General features: G+C 53.8%; 6 protein-coding genes. 1 reads left to right on the plus strand and 5 read right to left on the minus strand.

The annotated features are described in order from the left end of the window. Positions 1–29: 29 nt before the first annotated feature. The 5 genes from HY394_01495 to HY394_01515 all read right to left on the minus strand — a co-directional run bounded on the left by HY394_01495 (position 30) and on the right by HY394_01515 (position 23,369). Positions 30–7,766 carry a carboxypeptidase regulatory-like domain-containing protein gene (locus tag HY394_01495; GenBank protein MBI4052689.1) on the minus strand — a complete coding sequence of 2,579 codons (7,737 nt, stop codon included), beginning with the start codon at positions 7,764–7,766 and terminating at the stop codon, positions 30–32. A gap of 209 nt (positions 7,767–7,975) precedes the next feature. Continuing rightward, the gene (locus HY394_01500; protein ID MBI4052690.1) at positions 7,976–9,760 is read right to left on the minus strand and encodes a hypothetical protein; all 1,785 of its coding nucleotides are present in this window, start codon (positions 9,758–9,760) and stop codon (positions 7,976–7,978) included. 183 nt (positions 9,761–9,943) lie between these two features. Continuing rightward, a complete protein-coding gene (locus HY394_01505) occupies positions 9,944–20,278 on the minus strand; it encodes an N-acetylmuramoyl-L-alanine amidase (protein MBI4052691.1) in 10,335 nt (3,444 codons plus the stop codon). A gap of 65 nt (positions 20,279–20,343) precedes the next feature. Next, positions 20,344–20,874, minus strand: coding sequence for an exosortase/archaeosortase family protein (locus HY394_01510; protein ID MBI4052692.1), 531 nt, complete (start codon positions 20,872–20,874; stop codon positions 20,344–20,346). 83 nt (positions 20,875–20,957) lie between these two features. Further along, a complete protein-coding gene (locus HY394_01515; protein MBI4052693.1) occupies positions 20,958–23,369 on the minus strand; it encodes a glucosaminidase domain-containing protein in 2,412 nt (803 codons plus the stop codon). Positions 23,370–23,581: 212 nt separating this feature from the next. On the opposite strand from HY394_01515, the gene HY394_01520 reads away from it, so the two are divergent. Continuing rightward, entirely contained in the window at positions 23,582–25,864 is a 2,283-nt protein-coding gene (locus tag HY394_01520) for a type II/IV secretion system ATPase subunit (GenBank protein ID MBI4052694.1), read from the plus strand. Positions 25,865–25,872: the final 8 nt, after the last annotated feature.

Consider the following 25,872-nt stretch of genomic DNA (forward strand, 5'->3'; position numbering starts at 1 on the left):
TTCCTTATTTGATTAAATCATTATCGGCCTTATTTGGGCGCGGCCGGGGCGGTCGTGCCGCCCGTTGCAGGTGGCGTTGTTTTCGGAGCGCTTGACCCTGCCGGCTGCTGTGCCCCTGTTTGCGTTCCGGCCTGCGTGTTCGCCGCGGTTTGCGTTTCTTCTATCTGCGCCCGTTCCGGCAGCGTCTTGTTCCACGCAATCTTCAGCCTTGTCTTTGTGGCCTGCACTACGCAGGCTTCGCCGCTTGCAATCTTGTCGATGACTGCCTTGATTGACGCGTCCTCTGCCTGGCCTTTTTCGTTCACCCTTATCTGGCGCGGGTTCGTGAACTGGTATTCTTTTCCGATCGTTGCAAGGCTGTTGTCTGCCGTGCCGGCCGCGGTTGCCTGCGCCGCCGCACAGTACAGCCTGAACAGGAATTCCTTGTTCCACGGCACGAAAACGAATGATGTCAGTATGGGTGTGCTGTTGTCTGTTTCAATCGAATGGTTTTTCGCGCTGCCTGATGCGTTCGAGCAGTACTGTGAAACGTCCTGCGTTACGGCGTCTGCAACCGGCTTCCGGCCGCCGAACCAGGTCAGGAGGTTTTCGCTTTCCACTTCCTGCGTTCCGTCGAACAGTTCGTAGAACGCCTTGCCCTTTCCTTTTTCCGGCACGACTTCCAGCTGCAGTTCCGTGTCGACGGAGGGATTGAACTTGAAGTCCGTCGAGCTTATGTCAATGAGCACGCCGTCCTTTGTGTCCGCAAACGCGCTTCCGAGCCTGCCTTTGAGGCTTTTCAGGCCGCCGCTTCCGCTGAAAACATTCACCAGGCTGTCGGCGCTGTTGAAGACAAGCCGTATCGGGCTTCCGGCGCCTTTCACGCTTGTTCCATAGCCGGTGCGCCTGTTGCCGCCCAATTTTCCGTCGAACGGCAGCCTGAGCAGCAGGTTGTTTGCCGCGAATTTGCCTGATGACGTGTCGATTTCCTCGATGCTTTGCAGTTTTGTCAGTTCGACGGTTACTGTCCTGGCGGTCCAATCGTAGTTGATGAATTGCCCGTGCCTGCCGGTTTCAATGTTCGTGTTCGGCAATTCTATGCCCTCGGCGCTTAATGTCTTGAAGTTCCACCTGCTGCCCGCCGGCTTCACATTCATGCCCGTTGTTTCGGCGGCGTATTCCGACGCGAAGTCGTCGACAAGGCCCTGGCTGTAGCCGTCCGCTATGAGGTTTGTTTCCGTGTCAATGTTTTCGTAGTAGAGCTTCCACAGGTCCGAGAACTGCATAAGCCACAGCCTGTCCTCTTCGGAAATTTTTTCGTTGTTCCTTATGCCGATCCTGAATGAAATGTTTTTGAGCAGGCGCTGCAGGAACCTGTAGTCGATGTTTTTGCCGTCGACCGTCACCTGGGCTATTGTGGCGGCATTTCCGACCTTTTCCCTGATTTTCTGGTGGAATGCCTTGAACTCGTTGAATGTTGCGACGTAAGTCGGGAATTTTGCCGGGGGCTTGTCGGCCTTGAGCACGCTTTCCAGTATGGCATTGTCTTCCTCTGTGAGGCCGATGGTTTCTATTTCCGCGACAATGTTGTCCTTCCTTTCCGGGGCATTCTTTTCGATTTCGCGTATGAGCGTTTCCATTATGCCAAGGTATGTGAGCGCATTGCCCACTGTCGGCGGGTCGAGCTTGTCAAGCTGGCTTTTCGCGTCGGAAACCTCGGCGGGAAGCCTTGACCTGCTTTCAAGTATTGTGCCGCCGCTGCCCACAAAGAAGACAAGCTTTTTTGCCGGCGACACGGCATTGTCAGTGACCGGTCTCTGCCTGACGCTGAACCTGAACAGGTTTTTCGTGTTTGTTTGCAGGCAAATGCCTGAAGTTTCGCCGATGCAGCCGTTTTTCTGCAGGCTGCCGATGGCCTTCTCTATTTCCTTCTGCTTTTTGGTCAATGAAACCATGTTCTGGACAGCATCGCAGAAGTTCTGGCCCGCGCCGGTATTCCATGTTTCAGTGCCGACTTTTTTCGGGACGTCGCACACGTTTTTCTTGACTGCGCCGAAACTCCAGTCGAACAAAAGCCTGTTGAAATATGCTTCAGTGTAATATGCGTCGCCGGTGTGCGCGCCTTCGATTTGCTGCGAGCATGCGAAGTAGTCTTTCTTTGCAAGCAGGCCTCCGCCCGGCGGAGTGGGTGTGGGAGTTTCCTCTCCAGTGGGCTTTCCTTCCACTGGCGTTGTCGCGCATGTTTCAAAGAATTCTTCCGTTATGTCTTCCGGCTGCACTGATTCGTGCAGTACCCTTACGATTGCCGGCAGTCCGACACCCTGCGTTTCGGGCACCTGCACCCTTGTGAGTTTTGCCTGGACCGGCTTTTCGACGTCGGCGCAAAGCGTTTTCAGGCCGCTCCTGTCAATGAACATTGTGATGTTGTGCTTGTCGTCCGTTATCGCGAATGACAATGCAAGGCCTGTCTTGGAGTCCCTCCAAGTCAACGGCCTTATATCGCTTAGCCTGTCGATTGTGCCGCAGCCGTTCGGGTGCTGGGCGTCCTTGATTATCAGGACCTGGTTCCTTTTTTCAGGCGTGAACTGGAAGACCTTGCCGTTGCCCTTGTCGAATTCCTCCTGTGGAATGACGCCGAGGGAATGCCCGAGGTTTATGTAGTATTGTTTGGTGTTGAGCGCGTCCTTGTTTATGCAGTTCTGGAAATTCTTTTCATCCGAACCCGGCTCTTCCAGCGCATCCAGGAATTCGCCTGCCGCGAACTTGTCCTCAAGCACCCTGAAATAGCTTTCCGTCCTCTCGCTTCCAAGCTGGTCGAAGAACGTTACCTTCGCGTCTGCCCTCACTTCTATCCTGTAGAATCCTGTCTGCAGGAACAGCCTGAGCTGGCCGAGCTGCCTGAAAGTCTGGCCTTTGAGCATCAATATTGCCTGTTTCCTGTAGCTTATGTCCGGCTTTATTTCGAATTGGAGTTCCTGGGTTGTCCTGTTGTTCGGGCCCATTTTCCTGGCTTCGTCTATGAAATAAATCTGGCTGACAAGCGGGCATTTGCCTTCGTCGGGCTGCTGCACGGCTTCCTGCTGGCCGGTCTGCTTGTTTGTCTGCGTCTGGGTTGCCTGTCCGGTTGTTGCCTCACTCGGCACGTCGCAGATGAATGACAATGCTGATTCGTCTGTCGGCACCCTTATGCCCATGTCGTAGCAGTAATTGATTATCTGCACCTTGACCGGCGTGCCGAAGAATCCGGAAAAGTCTATCTTGTTCGGCGGCATGAGCTTGAGGCAGTCGCGCGCCTGCGCGGAAATGTCTCCTTGCGGCCTGGTGAAAATCTCGACATCCTGCACTTTCACGAACCTGTCCTCGGTTTCCGCGTTCCTCGCCTTCACTTCTATGTTGAACCTGCCGAAAGTGTAGCCGGCCTGCACCTTCAAATCCTTTGAATCGTCTTTCGACACGACAAACGATGATTCCGGCACCTGTATTTCGGCGTCCGCTTCAAGCTTTATTTCAACGTCGTTTCCGCAGTTGTTGGTTATCCTGAACCTGTCCGAGCCGAAGGGATTTATTCCATAATTGAAGGAATTCGAGAAAGCCTGATTCACTGGCGTTCCGCCGTAGAATGCCCCGCCGTACATGCTTGAAGGGTATGCTCCGACAGGATACGGCGAGTAGGCCTGCGTTCCGCCGTATGCCCCGGTTGCGTTCGGCGAACTTGCGCTTGTGGTGCTGAAAGTGTTGTAGCCGTACGCATACTGGCTTGCAGGATAGGGCGTCTGGTAGCCTGCCCCTGACTGGTAACCATATCCGGCGCCCAATGCGCCTGAATAGGCGTTCGGGTTGTAGCCGTAGCCCTGGTAAATGCCATAACCGAGGTTTGGCGGGGAAGCGATTATCTGCAACTGTGTCGGCTGGACTTTCACGCACTTCGCGAGATTGCTGATTCCCGCGTCAACGGAGAGCACAGAATAAATCTGTTCCGTGCCGTTTTCCGTTGGATTGGATGCCCTCAATATTATTTTCGGCGACGCGCTTGCCGAACTGATCTTTTCGTTCGGCTGGAACGCAAGCTTTATTTCCACGGCCGAGTTTTTCTGCATGTTCGCAAAAACCGTCTGGAACTTTTCGTCCAGGGGAATGCTTATCCTGCCGAAGCCTTCCTGTTCAGTGTAGCCTGTCGGGCTTTCGGCGTCAAGCCTGAACGTTCCAATCTCGTCCTGGTTTTCCCATGAAACTTTTGCGGAAACATTCTTGAGGTCGATTGCCTGCTGCTCCACTTTGCAGTTGTTTGTCACGGTGACAGTGAGAGTTTTCTGCTCGCCTGCCGTTGAAATTTTCCAGCTGTTAGGGTCGACTGCAAGGCAGGTTGCGCTGTCAACGGTTTTGCCCAGGCTGATCCTGACTTCGATCGGCACGGCCTGGACCCATCTTTTTCCGAGGTCCTTGTTTGCGAGATAGATTGACATTGCGCCTGAAACCACTGTATTCTTTGTCAGGCCATAGGCTGCGTCGGCCAGTTCGATTGAAATGGAAATGTTGGAATCCTGGTCCGGCAGGAACAGTGTCTTCTTGTAGTCCTTGCCCGGCTTGACAATAAGGTACTGCGACAGGCCAGCGGAAAACTGGATGTCTTCGACTTCAAGCGGAATCTTTGTGAAATTCTCCACAAGCACGGTCGGCTCCGCTGACGGCATCTTTGTGAGGTTGAGTTCCTGCTTTATTTCAGGCGGCGAAATCCTCAGCAATTGGCCGGAAACCGTGAGTTCGGTTTGAGCCGGCCTGTAGCCCTGCTTTTGCGCTGTTATCGTGATTTTGTCGTTCGCGTTCGGTGATGGCAGCAGGGCATCAATTGTCCCGTTCCTGTCGGTTTGGCCTATCGCAATTGTTTTGCCGTTGCTTGCCACGCCGACAACCGCGTTTTCTATGGGCGCATTGTCCTCGCCTGAAACCTTCACAAGCAGCTGGTTGTCAATGAATGGCACGAGCTGCTTCGGCAGGACATCGATGTTCAATGTTTTCGCTTCCGGAACATTGACGATTATCGTTTCGCGCAGTATCTCCGCGTTGTCGGATGATTTGATGATGAGGATTATCGCATTGTCCCCCTCGCTTTTCGTAGAGAACCTGACTTTGCCGCTGACAACCGAATCCTGCTGCAATGTTCCGATTCCGTTTTCAATGTCCGATTGCGCGGTTCCGGTGAACGCCTGTCCGAAAGCGTCGGTTATCGAATAATCGCCGAGTTCGAGGCCTTCGCCCGAAATGACCATGCCGGAGTTCGCATAGGTCTGCCTTGAAATGCTTGAAACCGTGAAGCTGAACTCGTATTCGGTTGAAAGCTTCGCTGAATAACTGTCAATGACCTGCACCTTGGATTTTTCCGCAAGGTCTTCCATGAAAAGCGTTTTGCAGAAACTCTGGTTGCAGAGGTTTGTTGGCCCGACGCTCAGCACTTTCTGCTTTGCGTTCGCGTACAATGCAAGCTTTTCCGCGGAGTTCAGGCTTTCTCCAAGTTCCTTGTCGACCGGGTCCCTGATGATTGATCCCCTGACACCATAGCCGCGGTACCAGAATTCAAGCAAATCGCCTTGTGCCGCGGTCGAGCTTACCAGCAGTTCGACGTTCGCCTCGTAGACGCCGCTTTCGGCATTGCGCCAGACAACGTTCGCCCATTTCGCGTCGCCGGTCGTGATTTTTCCGGCGTCGGTTGCCTCGCCTTTCGGCGGAGTGTACGACGTGCCCCTGACTGTCGTGCCGGCTGTTTCAACGCCTGAAATCAGTATGCTGTCCTCTTCCATTATGTTCTGCCTGCCGGCAATGCTTTTTCCGGTGCGCACGTGCAGGCCGGCTTCGCTGTAGCCTGAGCCTTTGGGCACGAGCAATTGGACTTTTGCAATGTATCTTTGCCCGGGCACGATGTTGGATTCCGAGCTTTCGTTGTCAAGCGTGAAAATTCCCGCGACATTCGCCTGCAAGGCTGGAACGCTTTTCACCATTGTGACGGTTTTCTGCACCGTGACTCCGGCAAGCGGCTTTATCGGCACGGTATTGTATTTCAGATAGTTTTCGGCTTCAACTGAAATGAACGGCTTTTTGTCAAGGCGCACGCTGGCCGTTGCTTCGCCCGCGCTGTCAGTCTGCGATTCCTCGAGCGTTGCCCCGGTTTCAAGGTCAATTGCCTTCACTGCCGCGTCCGGCAAAGGCTGGCCCTGGCCGTCCAAAACTTTGACGAGAATGTCGCCGAAGCCGATGTCAAGCGTTATCTGGGTCTGCGCGGGCTGCCTTGCCTCGATTGTTATCGGCGAAGAGTTTTTCGGCTCAAAGCCTGCCTTCACAGCTTCGACGAAATACGTGCCCGGCTCGATCCTTGCGAACGAAACGGTTCCATTCGAGCCCGTCACAAGCGGTTTTCCCGCCGGCGAACCGTCGTTCCTTTTGAGAGTTGCCTTCACGTTGTCCACCGGCTGGCCCGTGCTGTCGACTATGCTGACTGAAAGCGAACCCGAATTGGTTTCCGTTGCCTTCTGCAGTTTGACTTCGATTGTCTGGTCGGATGGCTTCACGTTGCTGAGGCTTTTCAGAATGTATTCGGGGTGGTCAAGCTCTATATAGTATGAAACGTTTTCCGAAACATTGATGGTTGCCTTTCCGTCGCTTCCGGTTTTTGTCGTGCCAAGCACCGGCTCGGAAGCGCTTTTCTTGAGCCTCACGTTCACGTTCTGCACCGGCTCGTTCGTTGCGGAATCCTTTACAATCAATGAAATTGTGCCGGCAACGCTGCGCTTCATCACGACGTCAAAGCTTATCGACTGGTTTGGCAGCAATGGCTTTGCGTCGCCTGAAGGCGTCTGGTTTGCCTGAAGGTAGGTTCCCTGCGGGTCGAATGCAGTTATATAATATGTTCCCGGTGGCACGCTGGCGAAAGAATATGTTCCGGCTGTGGAAGTGTAGCCTTCCTGTATGGCAAAGTTGCCTTCGGTCTCGCTTGTGAGCGAGAGCCTTATGCCTGCGATGGCGCCGCCGTTTTCATTCCTGGCGAAAACATTGACTGTGCCTGTTGCCGGCTCTTCGGCCTGCAACTGGATTCTTGGCGCGGGGTCTGACATGCTTATGCTTGCGTTGCTGCCCGAATATTTTCCAAGCGGGTCGACAAGAAGGATGCCGCAGTCGCTTGGCACATTGGGAACGTCGATGACGCCGGTCTGCGTTGACAATTGCGTGTTGAACGCGGAGTTGCCGGAGCAGGAAAATCTTGCGGTGATTGTTTCGCCTGAAACCAGTTCGTTGGTGTTTGCGTTGACGAACTGCACGGTTTTCGTTGAAGTCGTCACCTTGCTTTGCAGGCTGATAGTTTTTTCGGAAGAACCGTCAAATGTTATTGATTCCCTGCCGTCATTGTAGCCGGGCTGTGAGGCGCTTACAACAACGGTTGCGCCGCGCCTGCCTTTCAGCGCGTATTCCCCGGCATCATTTGTTGTTCCGGTGGTTTCACCGACAGCACCGTTCTGCCATTCAAAGTTCAGGGTTGCGCCGGCAATGCCTTCTCCGGACTGCGCGTCAAGGAGTTTTATCGTGGTTGTTTCCTGCGGTGAAACCGCGGGGAGAACCAAAAACCAGCCGATCAGGCCGAGTATGAGAAGCAAAAGGATTATTGCGATGGGGAAGCTTGGTATGCCGTTTTTTTCAAGCGCGTCAACCGCGGAATAGACCGGAACGCCCTTGTTGTCAAGCCAGTCAAGGAAGCCATAGTATTTTTCTTCAAGGTGAATGTAAAATTCCTTCAAGCCCATCGGATTCACTTGTTCACTCTATCTGCGCAGTTGGCCATATTATTTCCTGCTTTTCAATATATTAAGCTTTCCATGCAAAGCCGCCCGGCCGGACCAATTTCTCTTTTGATTATGTTAAAAGTGTTATGATATTTAAATGCTTTTTGTTGCGCGTTTGCGGTCAGGATATTTTTTTTGCCGGTTTTTTTTGCCCGCCTGGAAACTTTTTTTTATCCTGGCACGCACTTTGGGGTTGCAAGGCTTAATCCGCCAGGCTGCGGTTCCACTGAATAGCAGTGCCACTCCGCCGTCGTTGCATCGCATGTTCCGGGCGCGGCGCCCGGCGGCCGGATGAAACAGCTTGTGCCGTCTGAAACCGGATGGAACTTTCCGGTAAACGGATGATATGTGTTGTCCAAAAGCCTTATCCTGAAAATGAACTCGTTTTGCTTGTCGACCTTGTACGTTGAATTGTTTTCCTTGAATGCCAGCGTAACCGAAACGCTTTTTGCCTTGGCGCAATAAGCTTTTGTTTCGTTGTAACCCGTTGGCGGGGAAGCAGACGGCTCTATGTTTGCGCATGCCGCATCAGATTCCGACAGCGGCGTGAAAGCGCTTTTGCCTGTTGCCGGGTCCAGGAAAATTCCGAAGCCGACGTTCGCGTGCGGCCCGACCTGCTCTTCGAACGGGCATACTCCTGCAGAATTGCCGGAATATGCGTAGGTTCCCGTTGCCGGGGGCGGCAGAACATTCGGCGGCTCATTATTGAGCTGGGTGATTTTTTTTGACGGCATGGCGCTGATGTCCACGGCAATGTCATTGAGGACAGCGCAGTCGGCTCCTTCAATCTGTCCCGGCGTTGCACCGGCTGTGCTGGGCACAAGCTCAAGGCCTGCCGCGATGTCCGGTGCGCCCGGAAGCGAGGCGGCAAGCCGGGCATTCGACTGCGCGATTTTGCACACGCGCCTTTTCACCATCGTTGTTATCCTCTGCCGCAGATCGGACTGGTTGGACTGGCTTGCAGGATAATTGAAATTGTCGTTTGGGTCTGAGGCATTGCACATTCCGCGCTGCTGCATGTCCGGCGTGCACGGCACGGTTATGTTGCCTGTGAAACAGCTGCTGCCCGGAGTGCCCGCAATCCTGTCGGTTTGCGGCGCAGTGAAAGGGTTTGTGCGCCAGTTGCAAACGCTTTCATCGCACATCCCCAATTGAATCTGCTCTATTTCATTGTGCACGCGCGGCGAAAACAATCCGAAATCCGCGCCGGTGTTGTCCTCGCCGTAATCGTGCGCAAAACTTTTCGCGATTGCTATTGCCCTGAAAATCCTCAGTGGAACGTAAATCTTGAAATTGGTTCTCGGCAAAATCGATTCCTTGCGCACGTTGCCCCTGCCGTCCGACACCACTATTTTTGGAAGGCTTTCGAATTCCGCGTCCGTAAGCCCTGACATGTTGAGGTTCACGTAAAACGTGCCCTGCCCGCAGTCATCCGGGTTTCCGTCAGGGCAGCCGACGACGCTGAAAAAGTTTCCCGCGTTCACGCTGTTCCTCACTGCGGAGGCAAGAACCGGTTTTGTGGAATCCGCGTTGCCTTCCAGGCTTATCGCATATTCCGCGAAAAAGCTTGGAGTAGATTCAAGCAATACCTGCAGATCGTTCGCCATGAAGTCGACAAAGCGCGTGCTTGTCGCGTCGCCGAAATTCGCCCTTGCGAAATCCTGCTGTATTTCCTGCCACGACCTGTCTTCCAGGTTCAAGGTGTAATAGTTTGTAGGCGAGGAAAGCCAGTTTGAAATCGTCTTGCGCAGAGTGTAATTGAAGGACTGCAGTGCATCCGCCTTCACAAGGTCAGTGACTGCCTTCAGCTCGGCCTGCGTCTGTATGTTGGTTATGTTCTGCTGCGCGTTCCTTTCGGTTTCAATCATGCTGTTGACGAGCAGCGCCGCCAGGAGGATGAGCATGAATGACAGCAGGGCGGTGAAAAGGTTGAATGCTCGCTGGTTCAATTGCAAAACCGGAAAGATTAACACAGTTGAAGATTAAAAAGTTTGTCCGCGTTCGCCCGCCGGCCGTTCAGGCGCCGTCGCAGAAGGACTCTGCCTTGTTTCAACAGGCGGATGAATTCCTGTATGCGCCGGCGCGTTTTTCAATTGCAAACCCGTTTAACGAACCGGCGGGCTTCAGCCCGCCGTAATTCAGCATTTGAAAGTGCACTTGTAACTGTTCGCGCCGTCCCTGGTGTAAAGGTGCAGGCCGTTTCCCAAATCGCGCGGAAACCCCGTCGGCTCGGAAACCAACCTGTTTGTTGAAGTGCAGCCGTGCCCGATGATGTTCCCTTCGGCAATGTTGTATTTTGCGGCAAGGCCCTGCACGAGCTGTTTCACTGCCTGCTGCTGTGCCGGGGGATAGGAATCAGAGCCGTTGCCCATGTTGACTATTTCTATTCCTATTGACCTTCCGTTCACGCAGTTTGCGTGCCAAGCCTTCTTGTCTTCGGGAATCACTTCGACTATTTCGCCCTGCTTTCCGACAATGTAATGCGAGCTTGCCTGGTGGGAGTCGGCCCACCAGCTTAACGCGCCGGAAATGTTCCCGCCCGCGGTGTGATGCAGGACTATAGTGTCAATCCGCGTGCCGTTCCTTGAACTCGAATTCGACTGCACTGATTTTGCCTGGCTTGCGGAAACAAAGTTTGTCATGGGAACGGTTTTGACATTGCCACTCAGTTCAGCTGAAGTTTTTTTTTTATCCGCAGGCTCCTGCATTGCGCCCTGCTGGCTCCGCCATTTTGCGACGTCGGCTTTCACGTTGCGGATGTATGCCCCGGTGTCGTTTTCGCTTGACGGCGCATAAATTGGCAGTATGTCGTCAACGGTTGTTTTGCCCTGCGGGAAATAATGCTTTGAGGTTTTGATGTAAGCGAACCACGCCTCTATTCCGCCCTGCCATGAATTCCATCCGCAAAAGGCTCCGCTCATGAAATCGTATTTGATTGTGCTTTGCGGGCATTTTATGTTTCCGACGCTTTTTGTTTTATTTGCGACCCCGAATTTTCCGTATGTTGATTCCTGCTTGAAGAACGCAAGCGCGATTGCGTTGTCAATGCCGTACTGCTGGCCGTATTGCACGAAATATTTTCCTGTTCCTGCTGCGGGAGAGCCTGCGCTTGCAAGGATTTGGTCCACGAATTCGGCTGAAAGGCACGGCCTCTCGCTCAGCATTGAAAGTTTTTCGCCCTGCTTGGGCGGGGCGCAGCCGCCGGTTGCAACATTCGCGGTTCCGCCCTGGCCTGCGCCCGCACCTGCAGCGCTTTCAGCGGCCACAACGCTGTAGCGTTTCCATTCCTGGTATTTTTCGACAACCCATTTTGCCAGCGGGGAAGAGTTTTTCGGGTCAAGGGTTTTGGCGAATTCAGCCAAAGCATTTTCCGTGCTCCCCGTCTGGGTTTTGAGCTGTGCAAGCAACTGCGCTGTTTGCAGTATTGATTCCGGCGCGAGGATTTTTTCGCGCTGCTGCGAAGCCTGGCTTTGCGCCTGGCCTGCGGCAAGAGTAATTGTTCCGGTGACAGGGGTTTTCGTTTCCGCTTTTTCCTGCGTTTTCTCAGCCTCCGCCGCGTCAACGCCTTTCGCCTTCATTTCCGCAAGCACTGCAGCCATTATCGCAGCTTCTTCCACTTCGGTCTGGTCGGAAGCTGATGCAATTGCTTTCTGCGCTTCCGGGTCATAATAAATTTTCATTTCCTGCGGGTCTGCGCCCGCTTCAACCGTCGGCAGCAATGAGCCGAAAACCGTGCTCAGGGTCCTTTGCGCGAATTCTCCTTTGCAGTCCGAGTCAAGGCGCTTTGCCTTTCCGCTTTTCAGCTCTTCCTGCATCTGGCTGAACTGCTCTGCGCCCTGAACTTCAACTATCGTCGTTGTTGCACCGCTGCCGCCATCGCCTTTCGCTGTCTTGACAATCCTGTAAGTGTGGTTTTTCTTGAGAATCACTTCAAGGCTGTCGCCCAACACTTTGCCTGTTTCGGGGTCGATTTCCTTTGCCCCGCCGTTTATTTCATCAATGCCCTTGTCCGGCGCCTTGAACATGTTTTTCATCCACTGGTCATAGCCTTCCATGCCGGCTGCAACCGAGAGCACGCTACAGCCAAGGCCTTTCGCCAGATCCCAGAACCGTTTCCTGCTGAAAGTGTCCCTCAAATTGCGCTTGAGCGCGTCAAGCCTGCCGAGTTTTGCGGCGTCGTCCAATGCAGAGGTGGCGCTTCCGCTTAGCGTGGATTCGGTAATCTGCCTGAGCGCAGCATCGTCGAACAACGCGCCCCTCACAACCTGCCTGTCAAGGCTGTCAGCGCTTGAACCCAAAATTCTTCTCATTTCATCCTGCGACAAAGCCGCCTTTATCCTGAAAGCGCCGCCATCCCATTCTGGCGCTGTTGCAGTGCTGCTGAACGCGGTTTCAAGCCTTCTGCTTATCTGCTCCCTGAGCGGTGCCCTGAGCCCGTCGATTTTTGCGGCCTGCTCTACTGAAACGCTGTTTTTCAATTGCGCCATCACGTCATCCGTGAGTTCGTCGGCGAACGCGCCAACCCTGCCGCCGATTTTGATGTTGTTGCCTGCAGTTTCAATCAATTGGTCCATTTCAGCTGCGCTTACAATCCTTGAAGTTCCGCTGCCTGCGGCGGTTTCAATCAATGGCCTGCCGCTTGTGGCGTCGATTCCTGTTATCAGTCTTCCATCCCTTGTCACTTGCCCGACCGGGTCCCATTCCAGGCCGGTTGCCTTGAAATTGAATTCAGCAGGCAATGCAGTGTCGCCAACGGCTTTCTGCAATGGCGCTCTTGCAGACGCGTCGATCTGGTCCAACAGGTTTGTTCTCAGGGCCGGAGTTCCGCGCAAGCTTCTGAGTTGCGGGTCCCTCAGGAGGGTCGTGCCAACCTCGCTCAGGAGTGTGTCAGAGCCCTGCAAAGCGTTCTTGGCCGCAGTGTCGATTGATATTTTGGGGTCGAGCCTGTGCGCTTCCAGAATCCTTTTTTCCATTGCGCCCTTGAAAGTGCCTTTGAACTGCGCAAAGCCGCGGTTCTCGCTTTTTGCGACAAGCGCGTCAGCCCATCTTGCCGAAACAATGTCTGCCTGCTGTTCGAAGCTTAGGGTTTCAAGTCCCCTTGTAAGCGTTCTCACCGTGGCGCCGCCAACCGCCGCGTCAAGCAGCGCGTCCCTGTTGTCCTGGCTCTGCGGAGTGTCGAGGAATGAAAGCTGGTCCGCGCTTATTCCCTGCAAGTCCTTGCCTCCAAACCATGTTTTGAGTCCGTCAAACTGCCTTTGCATGAACGCCTTTGCGTCCTCGCCTTTTTCAAACGTGTCCGCTGCGGCAATCGACGCGGGCAAAACGCAGTTCAGGCCCACATCCCACAATGCGCCCACACCCGCCTTTGTCATCCCGCCGCAAATCGCTGCCGCTACACTGCACGGTGCCAGGAACCCTGCTTCAATCGCCTTTCTTTTTTCCGCATTCAATTGTTCCTTGTAGGTTTTCTGCTTGTCCAATGCCGGCCCGCCGGGAGTGCTGATTGCCTTGTTTGCCGCATCCAATGCCTTCTGCCTTGCCAAAGCCTTTGCCACATCCGCCAGGCTCACTGTTTCCGGCTGGCCTTTCCATCCGACCGTTGCATAATACGTGCCCGGCTCCATGCCGACAATTTTTTTGAGCAGGTCTTCCGGATGGATTCCGCAAACGCTGAATTTTACGTTGAAGGAATTGCTTTCAAGCAGTCCTTCGGAAACCCATTCGGATGGCTTTTTGTCCGCGCTTGCTCCGGATGCAGTGCCTCCCTGTGATCCGGAATTGTTTCCTGTTGCCTGCTGTGCTGATTGCGTTGAGCCGGATTCCTGCGTTTGTGCATTTGCCGTGCCATAACTGCCCGGGGCCTGCAGCCTTGCGATTGAAACAGTTGCAACCGCCTCATTCAGTGGCTGTGCGTTTGCCGTGGACGCGCCAGCCCTTTTTATCTGAACGCTTTTCGCCTTCACGTTCACATAAGGCGAGGTGGTCTGCGCCGCCAAAACAAACTGGTCGTTGCCGGAAACGCATAATTTGAAATCGTATTTGTAGTTGCCGGTTTTCGCGTCCTTCGCGAGTTCGATTGTCTGGGTTGAAGGGATTTCTTTTCCGTCGGCCGAGCGCAATTGCACTGAATCTATTCCTGTTTTGTCCTCGTGCGTTTCCCAGTCCTGCGACAGGCGCACTTTCTGCGGGACTTCCGCCACAACCTTCAATTGCGCGCAGTTTTCGCCCACGTAAAGCGTTACGTTCTCGTCGCCCTCTATTTTGAGGCTTCCGACCTGTGAAAAGCTTTTTATGAGCAGATAGCTTTCGTCCTTTGAAATGCAGCCGTCAACCTGGTGCTGTGTGAGTTCGGCGATTGCCTTTGCCGCTTCCGATGCGATGTTTCCGGAAGTCGAAAGCGCAGTGCCTTGCGTCTGCTCCGCGGGCTGTGTTGCATTGCCCGCGTTCTGCGCCTGCGCCTTTGCAACGAAAACAGTGCCCGTCATTCCGGGATGCAAGGTGCACTTGTAATCGAATTTGCCTTCCTCGGTGAAAGTGTGCGATGTCGCCTCGTTTGCCTTGAGTTTCACGTTGAAGCCGATGGACTCGATTGTAACTGTGTGCTCGACAGTGTCGTTGTTCACCCATTCAACGGTCTGTCCGGGCTGGATGTTGACTGTTGACGGGCTGAACTTCAAGTCCTTTATGTTGATTGTGATGTCTGCTGCGGGCAGCTGTCCCTGCGTTGCATTGCCCGGCGCCTGTCCCGCGGGCGGGGCAGCTGCAGGGGTTTGCGTTTGCGTGGGCTGCGTTGGCGCAGTCGTGCCTGTTTGCGTTCCGCCTGGCGCCTGCAGCATTGCAGTTCCATTGCCCTGCCAGTTCAATGATTGCGATTTTGCGGTTGCGGGCTGCTGTGCATTCTGGCCTGGCGGCGTTGCCGGAACATTCGTGCTGCCGGTTTTCTGGCTTTCCGCTTTCTTTTTTTCAGAATAAACTTTCGGGATCGTCGCGAACACTGTTTTCGGTTCGTCTGATTTTTCGGTTTTTTCTATTTCAAGCTTGACCAGGCTGCCGTTGGTTTCTCCGGCCTTGATGACAATCTTGTTTCCGCCTGCCGTGCGCGCAACCCTCTGCTCCGAACCGAAAAGGCTTTGCGAAAAGCTTTTCCCGATTTCTTCAAGGCCTTCTTCCGGCTGGACCATGCCGGGCCAGGAGCCGAAGCTTTGGCTTTGCGAATAGCTTTTGTCTATCGGCAAAAAGTTGGAAACGTTCTGCACGGCATTCAGGCATTCGCCTGTCACTTTCCTTTCGCTTTCATGCCTGACAAGCAGTACAAAGCTGTCCTTGATGATCTGGCCGTTCTTGACCTGCACCGCGCCTTTCACGGAAAGCAGGTATCTGCCGCAGCCTTTGAGCGGCTTTGACATGATTACCTGTTTTGTGAGGCCGGTCGCGGCAATGTCCGATATTTCCTGTTCGCTTGTTTCGCCGGCCTGGATCTTGTAGCCTTTCAGTTCGGAAATGTTTTCGGTTTTGACTGCGTTTTCAATGCCTGCGCTTGTGACAAAGTCGTTCTGCAGGAAAACCGGGAACGGAGTCGAGGCAACGTTCATGTTCGAAAACGTGCAGTAATCCTTTCCCTGCCCGCAGCCCGCAAAGCTTTTCGCATCCGCTGATGATGCTGAAATCCTTTCCTGCGCCTGCTTCACAGCATCCTGCATTTTTTTCGCCAAAAACTTTGCAGCTGTTTCAGCGTCGCAGTAGCCCTCGGAACAGTTGTCCTGCGAAAGCAGCGGGAATGAAACCTTTGCCGTGCCATCAGCGTCGCAGTAAGGCAGTTCTATTTCGGATGTCTTGACTCCCGCGCCTTCAACAGCTTTTTCCCCGAGGCTGATCCTGAAGGGAAGGGCATTGCTTTCCATGAACTTCTGGCTTCGGATGAGCAGGCCGATTGCCTTTATGCTGCCGGTTTCGTTTGAATAATCCTGTTTTTTCTGCAGCAACAGCTGGAATTTAGCTTCCGAATTCGGCGCCAGTATGGGGGTTGCAAGCGGGCTCAGCACAAGGGTGTTGCGCCCGAATTCCTTGGGCGCAATGTCGACTATCCTGATTTCTTCCGCGCATTCGTTCCTGATTGTAAGCTCTTTCGCTATCGTGCCGAACCTGCTTTCCTCGCTTTCGAATGCCGTGTCGTCGGAGAACGCCTTGAGGCACTTGAAGCCTGACACGTTCGCCCAGACGTCGATTGACTTGAACGCTATTCTTGGCAGCCCCCCGCCATACGTTTCAAGGCTTGAAATCCTCTGCGCCTGCAGCTGGCTTGCCGCAAAGGCGTTGTAGCCGTACTGCTGTGCCGGGTCAAACGTTTCGCTTTGGCCTGCCAGTGCCGGCGAAGAAAAGCCGTAAGGGTACGATTGCACTGGCGTTGCGGACTCTTCCGTTGCGCCGTTGATTATTATCTGCCCGCGCAATGGCCTGTCAAAGCTCTTGTCCTGGCCGGTTTCCGCTATGACAAAGCGCGGGGGCAAAAGCACCTGCCCCGGCTTGAGCGATTCGAGTCCGGCTGTTTTCGGCATCACGTCCAGGGTTATGCCGTTCTGCCCTATTTCCATCGGGCTCACTGAAAAGCTGAGCGCCCTGATTTCAAACGGCGAAACGTTTTCAACGTGCAGTTGCGCTGCAGCAGTCGCTTTCTGCGCCTGCCTGTCGTGGCTGAGGAAGAGAACGATTGTGTCGTTCGAGGCGATTGAAAAGCGGCTGTCCCACAGCACAACTTTCAATGGCACGGATTTCGCGATTGAATCTGATTCAAGTATGACCGTGAACTGCCTTTCCTCTTTCTGCGGCAAAAACCTTTCAACGCGGTTGCTCAATGTTATCGTGAAGGTTTTTGTCTCATCCTTTTTCAGGGTGATTGGCTGGGCCAGAACCTGGAGTGCGGGATCGTTTTTTTTCGCCAGAACCTTTGCCTGCAGTTCAAGGTCTGTGCCGCACCTGTTCTCGACCTGCAAGTCAAGGTTCTTGTTCGCGCCCGCAGTGCCGAGCAGATAGGCCTGCAGGCTTTCCCTGTCAAGCCTCAGGCAGCCGGATGGAAGGCTCTTGTTGTAGTACACCTTTATCCTGCCCTTCGCGCCCGTCATCTGCCTTCCGCCGGCAAGGCCTTTCACAATGATGTCCGCTTCGCCGAAAAGCGAGGCGCTTTCGGGTCCGGAATATTTTGCGGAAACCGATGCCTGGCTTGACTGCGATTGCGCAAGGCTTTCCGGCACCGATGCGGTCAGCTGGATTTCCTGCGGAAAGCCCGGCCCCGGGACCATTTCGTATGAAATGTTTTCAATGCCATAGCGCGAGAGGTTGCGCAATGCAATGAATGCGCTCGCCTCCTTTGTCTGCTTGTTTATGCTGAGGGTTATTTCCTGCGGAGTCAACTGCAATGAATCGAGCCCGCCGATTGCCATGGCCAGGGACTTCGGAGAATAGCCTTCAGCCGAAACTTCTGCGGTGTAGGCGCCTGCAGTGAAAGCGCCCCTGAAAAGGAATTCGCCGTTCCTGCCGGAGCCGATGCCTGAATTGCCGGCAACGCTTGCAACAACCCTTCCGCGGTCGTCCTTCAACTGCACCAATGCGTTTTCAACGCTCTTCAATGTCTGCGCGTCCTTAACTGAAACAGTGAAGCTTTCGCCCGCCAGAATGGTTTCAGGCCTTACGCTGACGTCAAGGCCTTTTTCCTCGAAAATGTTGAATGAGAATTCCTGCGGCACAACTGCCTGCCCGGCAATGACCTGCGTTTTTATGGACGCGCTTCCGCCCGCAACAGTGCGGAAGAAAACCGATGCCTTGGCGCTTTCCTGTCCGGCGACGCTTATGCCTGAAACTTCGATCGAGGTTTCATTTCCGTTCGTGTCGGGAAAGTTTTCCGCCGTTCCTTTCGCGCTTCCGGTGAAGAAGAGCTTCGGGTCGGTTTTCGAAGTGTCTGCTTTGACAGTGACGCTCGCCGGTTCGCTTGCAAGCAAGCCGATTTCAAGCGCGAATTTCCTGTTCGCTGCAGGCTTGAAGTCCTGCGGCAGGATCTGCGCGCCATTGTCAGCGACAAACTTGTACGTGAGGCAGACCGGCCCCTGGCACAATGCGTCGGATTCGAAAACAAGCAGGCCAAGGGTTTTTGTTTCCGCGTACAATCCGAGCCTGTTGCGGTTGAACTCGTCTCCGCCGAGAACGCTGTCCTCCGGGTCCCTGAAATAATTCGGCCCCCCCACAGCCCATGCTCGGTAATGGAATTCGGTTTCCTTTGCCTGCGAGCCCGGCTTCAGCATCACCTTGACCCTGATGACTGCAGTATCAGCCGGCTTGTCGAATGAAAGCTCAAGCCATTTGCCGGGCTGGCCCGGCCTTGAAAGGTTTTTCCTGTCAACGCCCTCGTTGCCCGGCGAGGGCGTGGCATTGTAAGTCGAGCCGAACGCGGCCTTTGCGCCGGTTGCGTCATAGCCGTAAATGCCTGTGTCCTGCGCATCAACGAACTTCACGTTGTCCGGCCCCGCCCTGAAATGTATCCCTGATTTGAAGTTTTCGCCCGGCCATTTGGCCTCGAATTCAAGCCAGTAAAACTTTCCCGGCACTATGCCTTGAACCGGCTGGTTCCTTTCATTGAGAATGCGCACGAACCTTATTTCCGGCTCTATGCCCGCGGCGCCCGAAACCCCTTCATCGCCGGCCCTGACTTCCGCGGAATTCTGTTCGTCAAGCGAAACCTTTGCAGCCAGCGTCTTTCCGTCCGGGGTTTTTATCTGCACGCTGAAATCCTTTTTGCCCCTGTTGTCAAACAGCACTTTGCCGTTCTCGATGTTGCCGTCAAAAACGTTTTCGCCGTTCGCCGAGATTATGGAAATGGTTCCGCTTAACGGCAATCCGTCAGCGTCAACAAGAATGAGTTCAGCAACGGATGCGGACTTCTGCAAAGTTATCCTGACGGCATTGCGCTTGTTCGCCTCGATTGTTTTCCTTCCATCCCCTTCTTCAATGCCCCTTTTCGCCTTCACAAGAATGGTCTTGTTCACGGGCGCCCTCACTGATGCAAAGCCTGCCACGTCCGCAGTGAGGGCAGGAATCCCCAACGGAAGAACCGTTTCATCAGGCAGAATCTCGTAAAATGAAACCGTTGCGTTGTTCGCCGGCACGCCGTCTGAATCCTTTATGTATGCTTCAAGCGTCGAGGCGTTCTGGCCCGAAACCGGAACGAGATTCAGCCTCGCTTCCTTTGCCGTTGCCAGGTCGACCTTTTCGGCAACGGGCAGATAGTTTTCAATGAAGCCCGTCACAACCAGCTTTTTTCCCGGCTCAAGGCCTGAAAACTCGGAGAGGCCGCCGAAACCAGTCGGCTTTGACGCAAGCACTGTCGTTCCATTCGCATCAAAAACCTGCACTATGACATCCGGCAATGGAATGCTGTTCGAATAAGCCGTGACCGAAAGCTTTTCGCCGCCCTTTTTGAGCTGCACTTCAAACTGTTCCTCGCCCTTCCTGATTGTCAGCGCTTTGCCATCCAACAGAGAATCATATTCAAGATAGCCGTCCTTTGAAACTATTATCCTCGCGGAAACGCCCCTCTCCACGTCCAGTACAGCCGTGCCGTCAGCCGCAATGGTGTCGCTCACAACAATGTCCTTTTCCTTGTCCTTGACCGTTACCTTCGCGCCCTTCACAAGCTCTTTTGTGGAATCGTCGAAAACCGAGACTATGAGCTTGGACGTTCCCTGCAATGCAACGCTTCTCGGACTCAATGGAACGCTTCTTTCCTCATTTCCGGAAAAAGACATTGGCTGCTGCAAGTCCTCATAGCCGTCGGCTGAAATCGAGACAAGCAGTTCCTCGTTTTCCGGCACTGCATTGAGGACAAAGCTGCCGTTGCCGTCTGGAATGGCCTGGAAAGTCGTTTCCGCGGCATCCCATTCAGCGACAATCTGCGCGCCGCTAATCCTGTCCTGTGTTCCGGAATCAACGAGAACAATTTTTGCGTTGACGAGATTCCTGTTTTTTTCAAGGCTCAGACGCACCGGAATGCTTGCCGAAGTCACTGCAGCAGATGCCTCCGCGCTCTTATACCCGGATTTTTCCCCGACTATCCGGATTGCCGTGCCAACCGGAATGCCTTTCAGTTCGATTGCGCCGGAACCGCTGACAGCCGATTCGCCCAGCTTGTCGCCCGAAACATTGTCGAACACTGTTACCTTGACGCCGCTCAAAGAAGCCTTCAAATCATCGGCAATGGAAATGTTGACCTTTGCGTCAATCCTGCCGCCGACAAACAGCAATCCGAATGCCAGGGCAATGACCAGAAGCAGGACGCCGATTGTGAACGGCAGGCTTGGAATGCCCCTGTTTTCAAGCGCATCGACATAGCCGTAAACCGGAATGCCCTTGGCGTCAAGCGCGTCGAGAAAGCCATACCACTTGTCCTCGACGCCCGCGTAAAACGAGCCGATTTTTTCAGACAGCATCCGGACCAGTTAAACGATTAAGTTCAAGCTACAACAATTAATGCTTCATCTATTAATAACTTTTCTTATCGCCGCAGGAATTGGCATTTTATTTTTCCCGTCGCCCACAAAAACCACAAAGCGTAGAATCCGGCGATGACAACAAACAATGTCAGCCTGAACAGGACGTTGTGCGTGAATTCAACCAGCTGCAAATCCCCGCCAGCGGAAATCACTGCAACCGTTATTGCAATGCGCGCGATGTTGAAAGCGAATGCGACTGCAACCCCCACAAATGCGCCCGCAACTCTTTTCTTCCACGAAATGCCCCAGGAAGAAAGAATTGCAGCCACAATAATCAGGGTTTCGGTTTTGCCCGTGCAAAGTTCTGAAATCTGCGCGACAACGCCGTTCGAAAACTGCATCAGCACCGGTTCCTGCAAAACGATTTTTCCTGAAAAGCCGAAAAGAGAAAGCACGAGCATCACGGCATTCGCCACAAGCGCTTCGATTGCCTGCAACGGCAGCAGGATGCCCGACAAAAACAGGATTGCAATGTACGCGGCCGCGAAAGTCAGGACGAACCTTCCGGCTTTTTTCGCTTCTTCAACATCCAAGTTTTTTCCCTTGCCTGGCAGAAAGTATGCTTTAAGTTGTTAAAAAACCAATCTGCCGGCCCGGCCATGGCAGCCAATTTTTTTTAAGCGGCTGTTCCGGCTTGCGCAATCGTTACGCTTGCAATGCCGGATGATGCAATCGTTTTTCCTGCCGCGTCGACAGCCTTCACCTGATAGGAATACGTTCCAGGCGCAAGGCCTGCGCCGGTTTCGCCCGCATCAATTATGCTTGTGTTCGGTTTCGGAATGCTTGACGCGATCTTTCCGTTCCTGAACACGTCGTATTTTTCTGCCCCATCCACTTTTGCCCATTCAAGCTTGACGCCGATTTCATTTCCTTCGCCGATTGTTTTTGCGCTGAGCGGAAAGCCCGGGATTTTTCCCCTCCATGCAATCGTTTCCTCGAAAACCCTGCGCCCGGAATCCGGCGCCTGCCTTGACGCAACAGCCTTTATTTCAAAGGTTCCGCCCGCCGTTTCAGCCGGAAAAGTGTAGCTCAAAGCCTTTCCGTTCAGTTTTTCGGACACGATCCTGCTGCCGGAGCGGTCTGTCGCGCTCACATTCCATTCGAAGCCGAAGTCCTCGGATTTTGCGCCGATGACTGCCTGCAATCTTACCGGTTCGCCGGCTTCAATGCTTCCATCCTCTGCGCTTTTCTCCAGCGACTTTGAAACAGCCGCCTGTGAAACGATTATCCTGAAATCTGCCGGCATCACGCTTACCTCGATCGACGGGAATGTTTCGCCGTCATACTCCGCAACCGCCCTGTACGCATAAGTTTTTCCGTTTGAAACGGTTTCGTCGAACCAGTTTTTCGGCCCGTTTACGGTGAACGACGCAATTTCCTCAAACGCCCCTGAAGGCATTTCCCTGCGTTCAACCGTGATTGTTGCGGGCGTTCCCCTGAAAATTACCAGTCCCCCGTCCCTGACCACGCCGATTATTTTGAATAAAACCTTTCCGTCGCCTGCCTTCACATCCAAAGGCAAAAAGCCGGGCCTGCTTTCGTTTGAAGCGTAAGTGAAACCGTTGCTTTCCTGCGTTTCCCCGGAGCTTTGCGTTGCCACAAGCAGGATTTCCCCGGAGTCAAGGCCGCTTAATGCGGGATAGTTTGCGCGCAATGTAGTCTCCTTGCTGTACTCGCCGGCCGAAAATTCAATGTCGCTTTTAGCGGAAACCGAAACAGTGTACGGCGCCCCCAATGAAATGATTCCGGCTTCGCTCAATGCGTCATACGCGTTTCCGAAGCCCTCGCGCGCGGATTTTTCAAGGAAATAATCTTCAGTATAATACGTTCCGGCGCCCTTTCCGGTTTCAATGGATGAAAGCGCCGCAATAAGCTGTGTCGAATTCACGCCCTGCTCCCGCCTTATGGGCGATTCGGCTGGCAGGCATTCCTGCGCTGAAATGTTTTGCACGCATTCCGGCCTTTTGACAATTACTGCAGGCAGCTGTTCCGACAATTCAAACAATGAGCCGTCGCTCAATTCGAGTTCAGCCTTGTCCGGCAAAACGATTGCCTGCGACTGCCCCGGCTCGAGGACAACGCTTTCCGGCACCTCCAAACCTGAAGGCGTTACGCCGCCCGAAGAGCCTCTTTTCACTTCGATTGAAAGTCTTCCCGCGGACGAGGACAAAACAGTCCTGCCATCCGCGTCAATGTAAGCGTAAGGAACCTCGGCACCGTTTTTGAACAGCCGCACGCCGTACCTTCCCAACGGAACGCTTTTCGGCAGGAAATCGTTGAGCACGGAAAAGACCGCGGACAGGTCCGGGCGGGTGAATGCAGAATTGCTTGCATACGCGGGTCCTGGGTCGGGAGCATCACTGTTCTCTGCATACAACAGCCTTTGCAATCGGATGCGGTTGCTGACTCTTTCGCGCTGCATGTTTCTCCAGCTGCGCACGTCGCTTTTCACGTTTTTGATGTAAGTGTCGGTGTCGTTTTCCGAGGCAGGCGCGTAAATCGGCAGTATTTCATCGATTGTTGTCTTGCCTGCCTTCACATAGTATTTGCTGTTTTTGAGGTAGTCAAAGAACCCTTTTATCGAATCCTCCCACGAATTGTATGCGCTCCACGTTCCGCACCTGAAGTCCGGCATGCCCGAATTGTATTTTATGTTGCCTATTCCCTTGGTGCCTTTGCTGCACGCGCCGCCCGGCCTGCCGACCCACCGGGAATTTGTCCCCCACGTGGACTCGTATTTGAAAATCGCCAGTGCGACAGCGTTGTCGATGCCGTAATCGTGCGAGTATTTGACGAACCACTTGCCATTGCCTTTTGCCGGGGAATTGTACTTCTCAAAAACATCGTTTATGAATTCCACTGAAAGGCAGGGCCTGTCGGAAAGCACCGGCATCGGCTTGTCCAGTTCAGGCAGGGGGCAGCCGCCGGAAACGATTGTCTGGACGTATGACTGCGACTGGGCAAAGGCGTTGGCTGAAAGCAGGGCAATGAATGCGAGCAGCACTGCGGCCAGGGCGATTTTTTTCATGGCAGTCAACAACACACTTTTTTGGTTAAAAAAATTTCTTAATACCAATTGCAATTTTCCGGTTAATAAATCCTGCGCAAATCCCCGCCGGCCGCATAATTCATCTTTGGGATTCAGGGTTTTTCGGTTTTGCCGTTTCCGGGCTTGGATATTTATAAATATAAGAAACCAGTTTTATCTACCTGGCAGCTTTTGTCTGGCGGTGTTGGCTTTTGAAGATCGGCGGTTTTGAGGTTGGCGAGTTTGCGGTCAAGGAGTCCGGCGGAAAAAGGCACTGCGTTTTCGACTGCCGCAACTGCGTTTATTCGGCTTCGATTTCGGACGACAAGGCGTGCCGCTACCATGTAGTCCATGCTTTGGGCGAAGTCGATGCCGATGACGTTGTCCTGTCCGAGGTTTACCAGCGCGTTTATTCGGAGGACCAGACTAAACTGCTTGCCGAAATTTCCGCCCTGGCCGAAAGGTTCGAGGCCGAGGGAGTGTGGAGCCTCAAGCATCTCGGCCTGGAGGGCAAGGAATCTGAACCATTTTTGCCGCAGAGGCATGACGCTTTGGTGAGGATCTGCCACGACCTTCTGCGGTTCGACCCGATTGCGGCTTACATTGCGTGCCTCAACGAGCTGAAGCGCGAGACAAGCAGGTTCAATGAAAGCGATGACGTTTACAGGAAGGCGACGCAGCCGTACATCGAAACCCTTCAGATGGTAAGGCGGCTGTTCGAGTCCACTGATCTCGTGCAGCGCTCGAAGGGCCTGATTGCAAGGCTCAAGGAAGCGCCGGACACAACTGAATTGTACCGGGGCTTTTTCGAGGCCGAAATCAAGCCGAGCTTCATCGGCTCGCGCATTACCTTCGGCGAAACCGAAAAGCTCGATCTCCTCGACGAGTATGCTGTGCAGAAGTCCACTGTCCAGATTTTTTCGCATCCCGACAAGGTCGAGAACCTTTACTTTGTCAACCCGCCGGAATATTCCCTGCCGCCGGACAAGTATTTCATCCTGAGCAAGACGCGCGAAATTGTTTCAGGCTACCAGCCCGGCAGGACGTCTTTGAGCGATGTCAGCAAGTCAAGGAGATATTTCGAGCGCATTTACGTTTCGACAATCAAGGATGTAGCGCGCACGGCCAACATTTCCCTGTCGGGCGAGGAGGTTTCCGAACTCGCAGAAATTGTCGCGCGTTACACCGTCGGCTATGGCACGCTTGAAATCCTTTTGTCTGACAGGAAGCTTACGGACGTTTACCTTGACGCGCCCATCGGCTCGAAGGCGATGTATGTGGTGCATTCGGATTTCGGGCAATGCCAGACAAACGTCCTGTACAATGACACTGAAGCGAAGTCGATGGTTTCAAAGCTGCGCGCAATGTCGGGCAGGCCGTTTGACGAAGCGCATCCGGTCCTTGACTTTGATCTGCCGAGCCTTGAAACGCGCGTAGCAGTAATAGGCCCTCCGCTTTCCCCCGATGGCACGGCTTTCGCGTTCCGCCTTCACAAGGTTACGCCCTGGACTTTGCCGCAGTTCATTGACCTCAATTTCATCAGCCCGCTTGCCGCCGGCCTCGTAAGCTTTTTGATTGACTCGCAGGCGACAACAATCATTACGGGCAGCAGGGGCTCCGGTAAAACTTCTTTGCTTGGCGCGTGCATGCAGGAAATCCCGCAGAATTCTCGCATACTTGTGCAGGAGGACACGCTCGAGCTTCCCGTGGATTACCTGAAGCGCATCGGCTTCAACATCCAGAGGCTGAAGACGCGTTCGCCGATTTCAGTGAGCGCGACCGAATCGGAGGTTGACCCCGCAGAATCATTGCGCACGGCATTGCGTTTGGGCGACTCCGCGCTCGTGCTGGGCGAAGTGAGAAGCAAGGAAGCCAAGGTATTGTACGAGGCCATGCGTGTCGGCGCGGCAGGCAACATTGTAATGGGCACTATTCACGGCGATTCCGCTTACGCTGTCTGGGACAGGGTTGTGAACGACCTTGAAGTGCCGACCACTTCTTTCAAGGCAACCGACCTCGTGGTTGTCGCCCGTCCCATCAGGTTCGGCGGCTCGCTGAAGCGGCACAGGCGGGTGGTGCAGGTCACTGAAGTGAAGAAGCACTGGACCGAGGACCCGGAAAGCGAAGGCGGCCTTCTCGACCTAATGCTTTACGACGCGAAAAAGGATTCTTTGGAACTGCTGGAGGATAATTTCAAGGAATCGGAATTGTTTGAAAAAATTTCGCGCGTTTCCGGACTGTCGATGAAGCAGATGTGGGCCGAGATAAGGCTGCGCGCCGAATCCAAGTCCTTCCTTGTCGAGCTCAGGCGCAAGCAGAACGTTCCGCAGCTGCTGGAATCCGAGCATTCCATTCTTGCGGCCAACAAGCTTGCATTGCTGAAAGAGCAGCAGCTTGAAGAGCACGGTTCGGTTGAAACGGACGAGGTTCTCGGAAAGTGGAAGTACTGGGCGAAGAACGTGCTTTTGCCGAATGTTTCGAAGAAGAAAAGCTGAAGGTTTTT

It is taken from the genome of Candidatus Diapherotrites archaeon, assembly GCA_016205145.1.
Classification (GTDB): Archaea; Iainarchaeota; Iainarchaeia; order Iainarchaeales; family JACQJH01; genus JACQJH01.

Excerpts from the sequence above, each read along its gene's own strand:
- HY394_01505 (MBI4052691.1), bottom strand. The coding sequence starts at position 20,278 with ATGCTGTCTGAAAAAATCGGCTCGTTTTACGCGGGCGTCGAGGACAAG.
- HY394_01515 (MBI4052693.1), bottom strand. The coding sequence starts at position 23,369 with ATGAAAAAAATCGCCCTGGCCGCAGTGCTGCTCGCATTCATTGCCCTG.
- HY394_01495 (MBI4052689.1), bottom strand. The coding sequence starts at position 7,766 with ATGGGCTTGAAGGAATTTTACATTCACCTTGAAGAAAAATACTATGGC.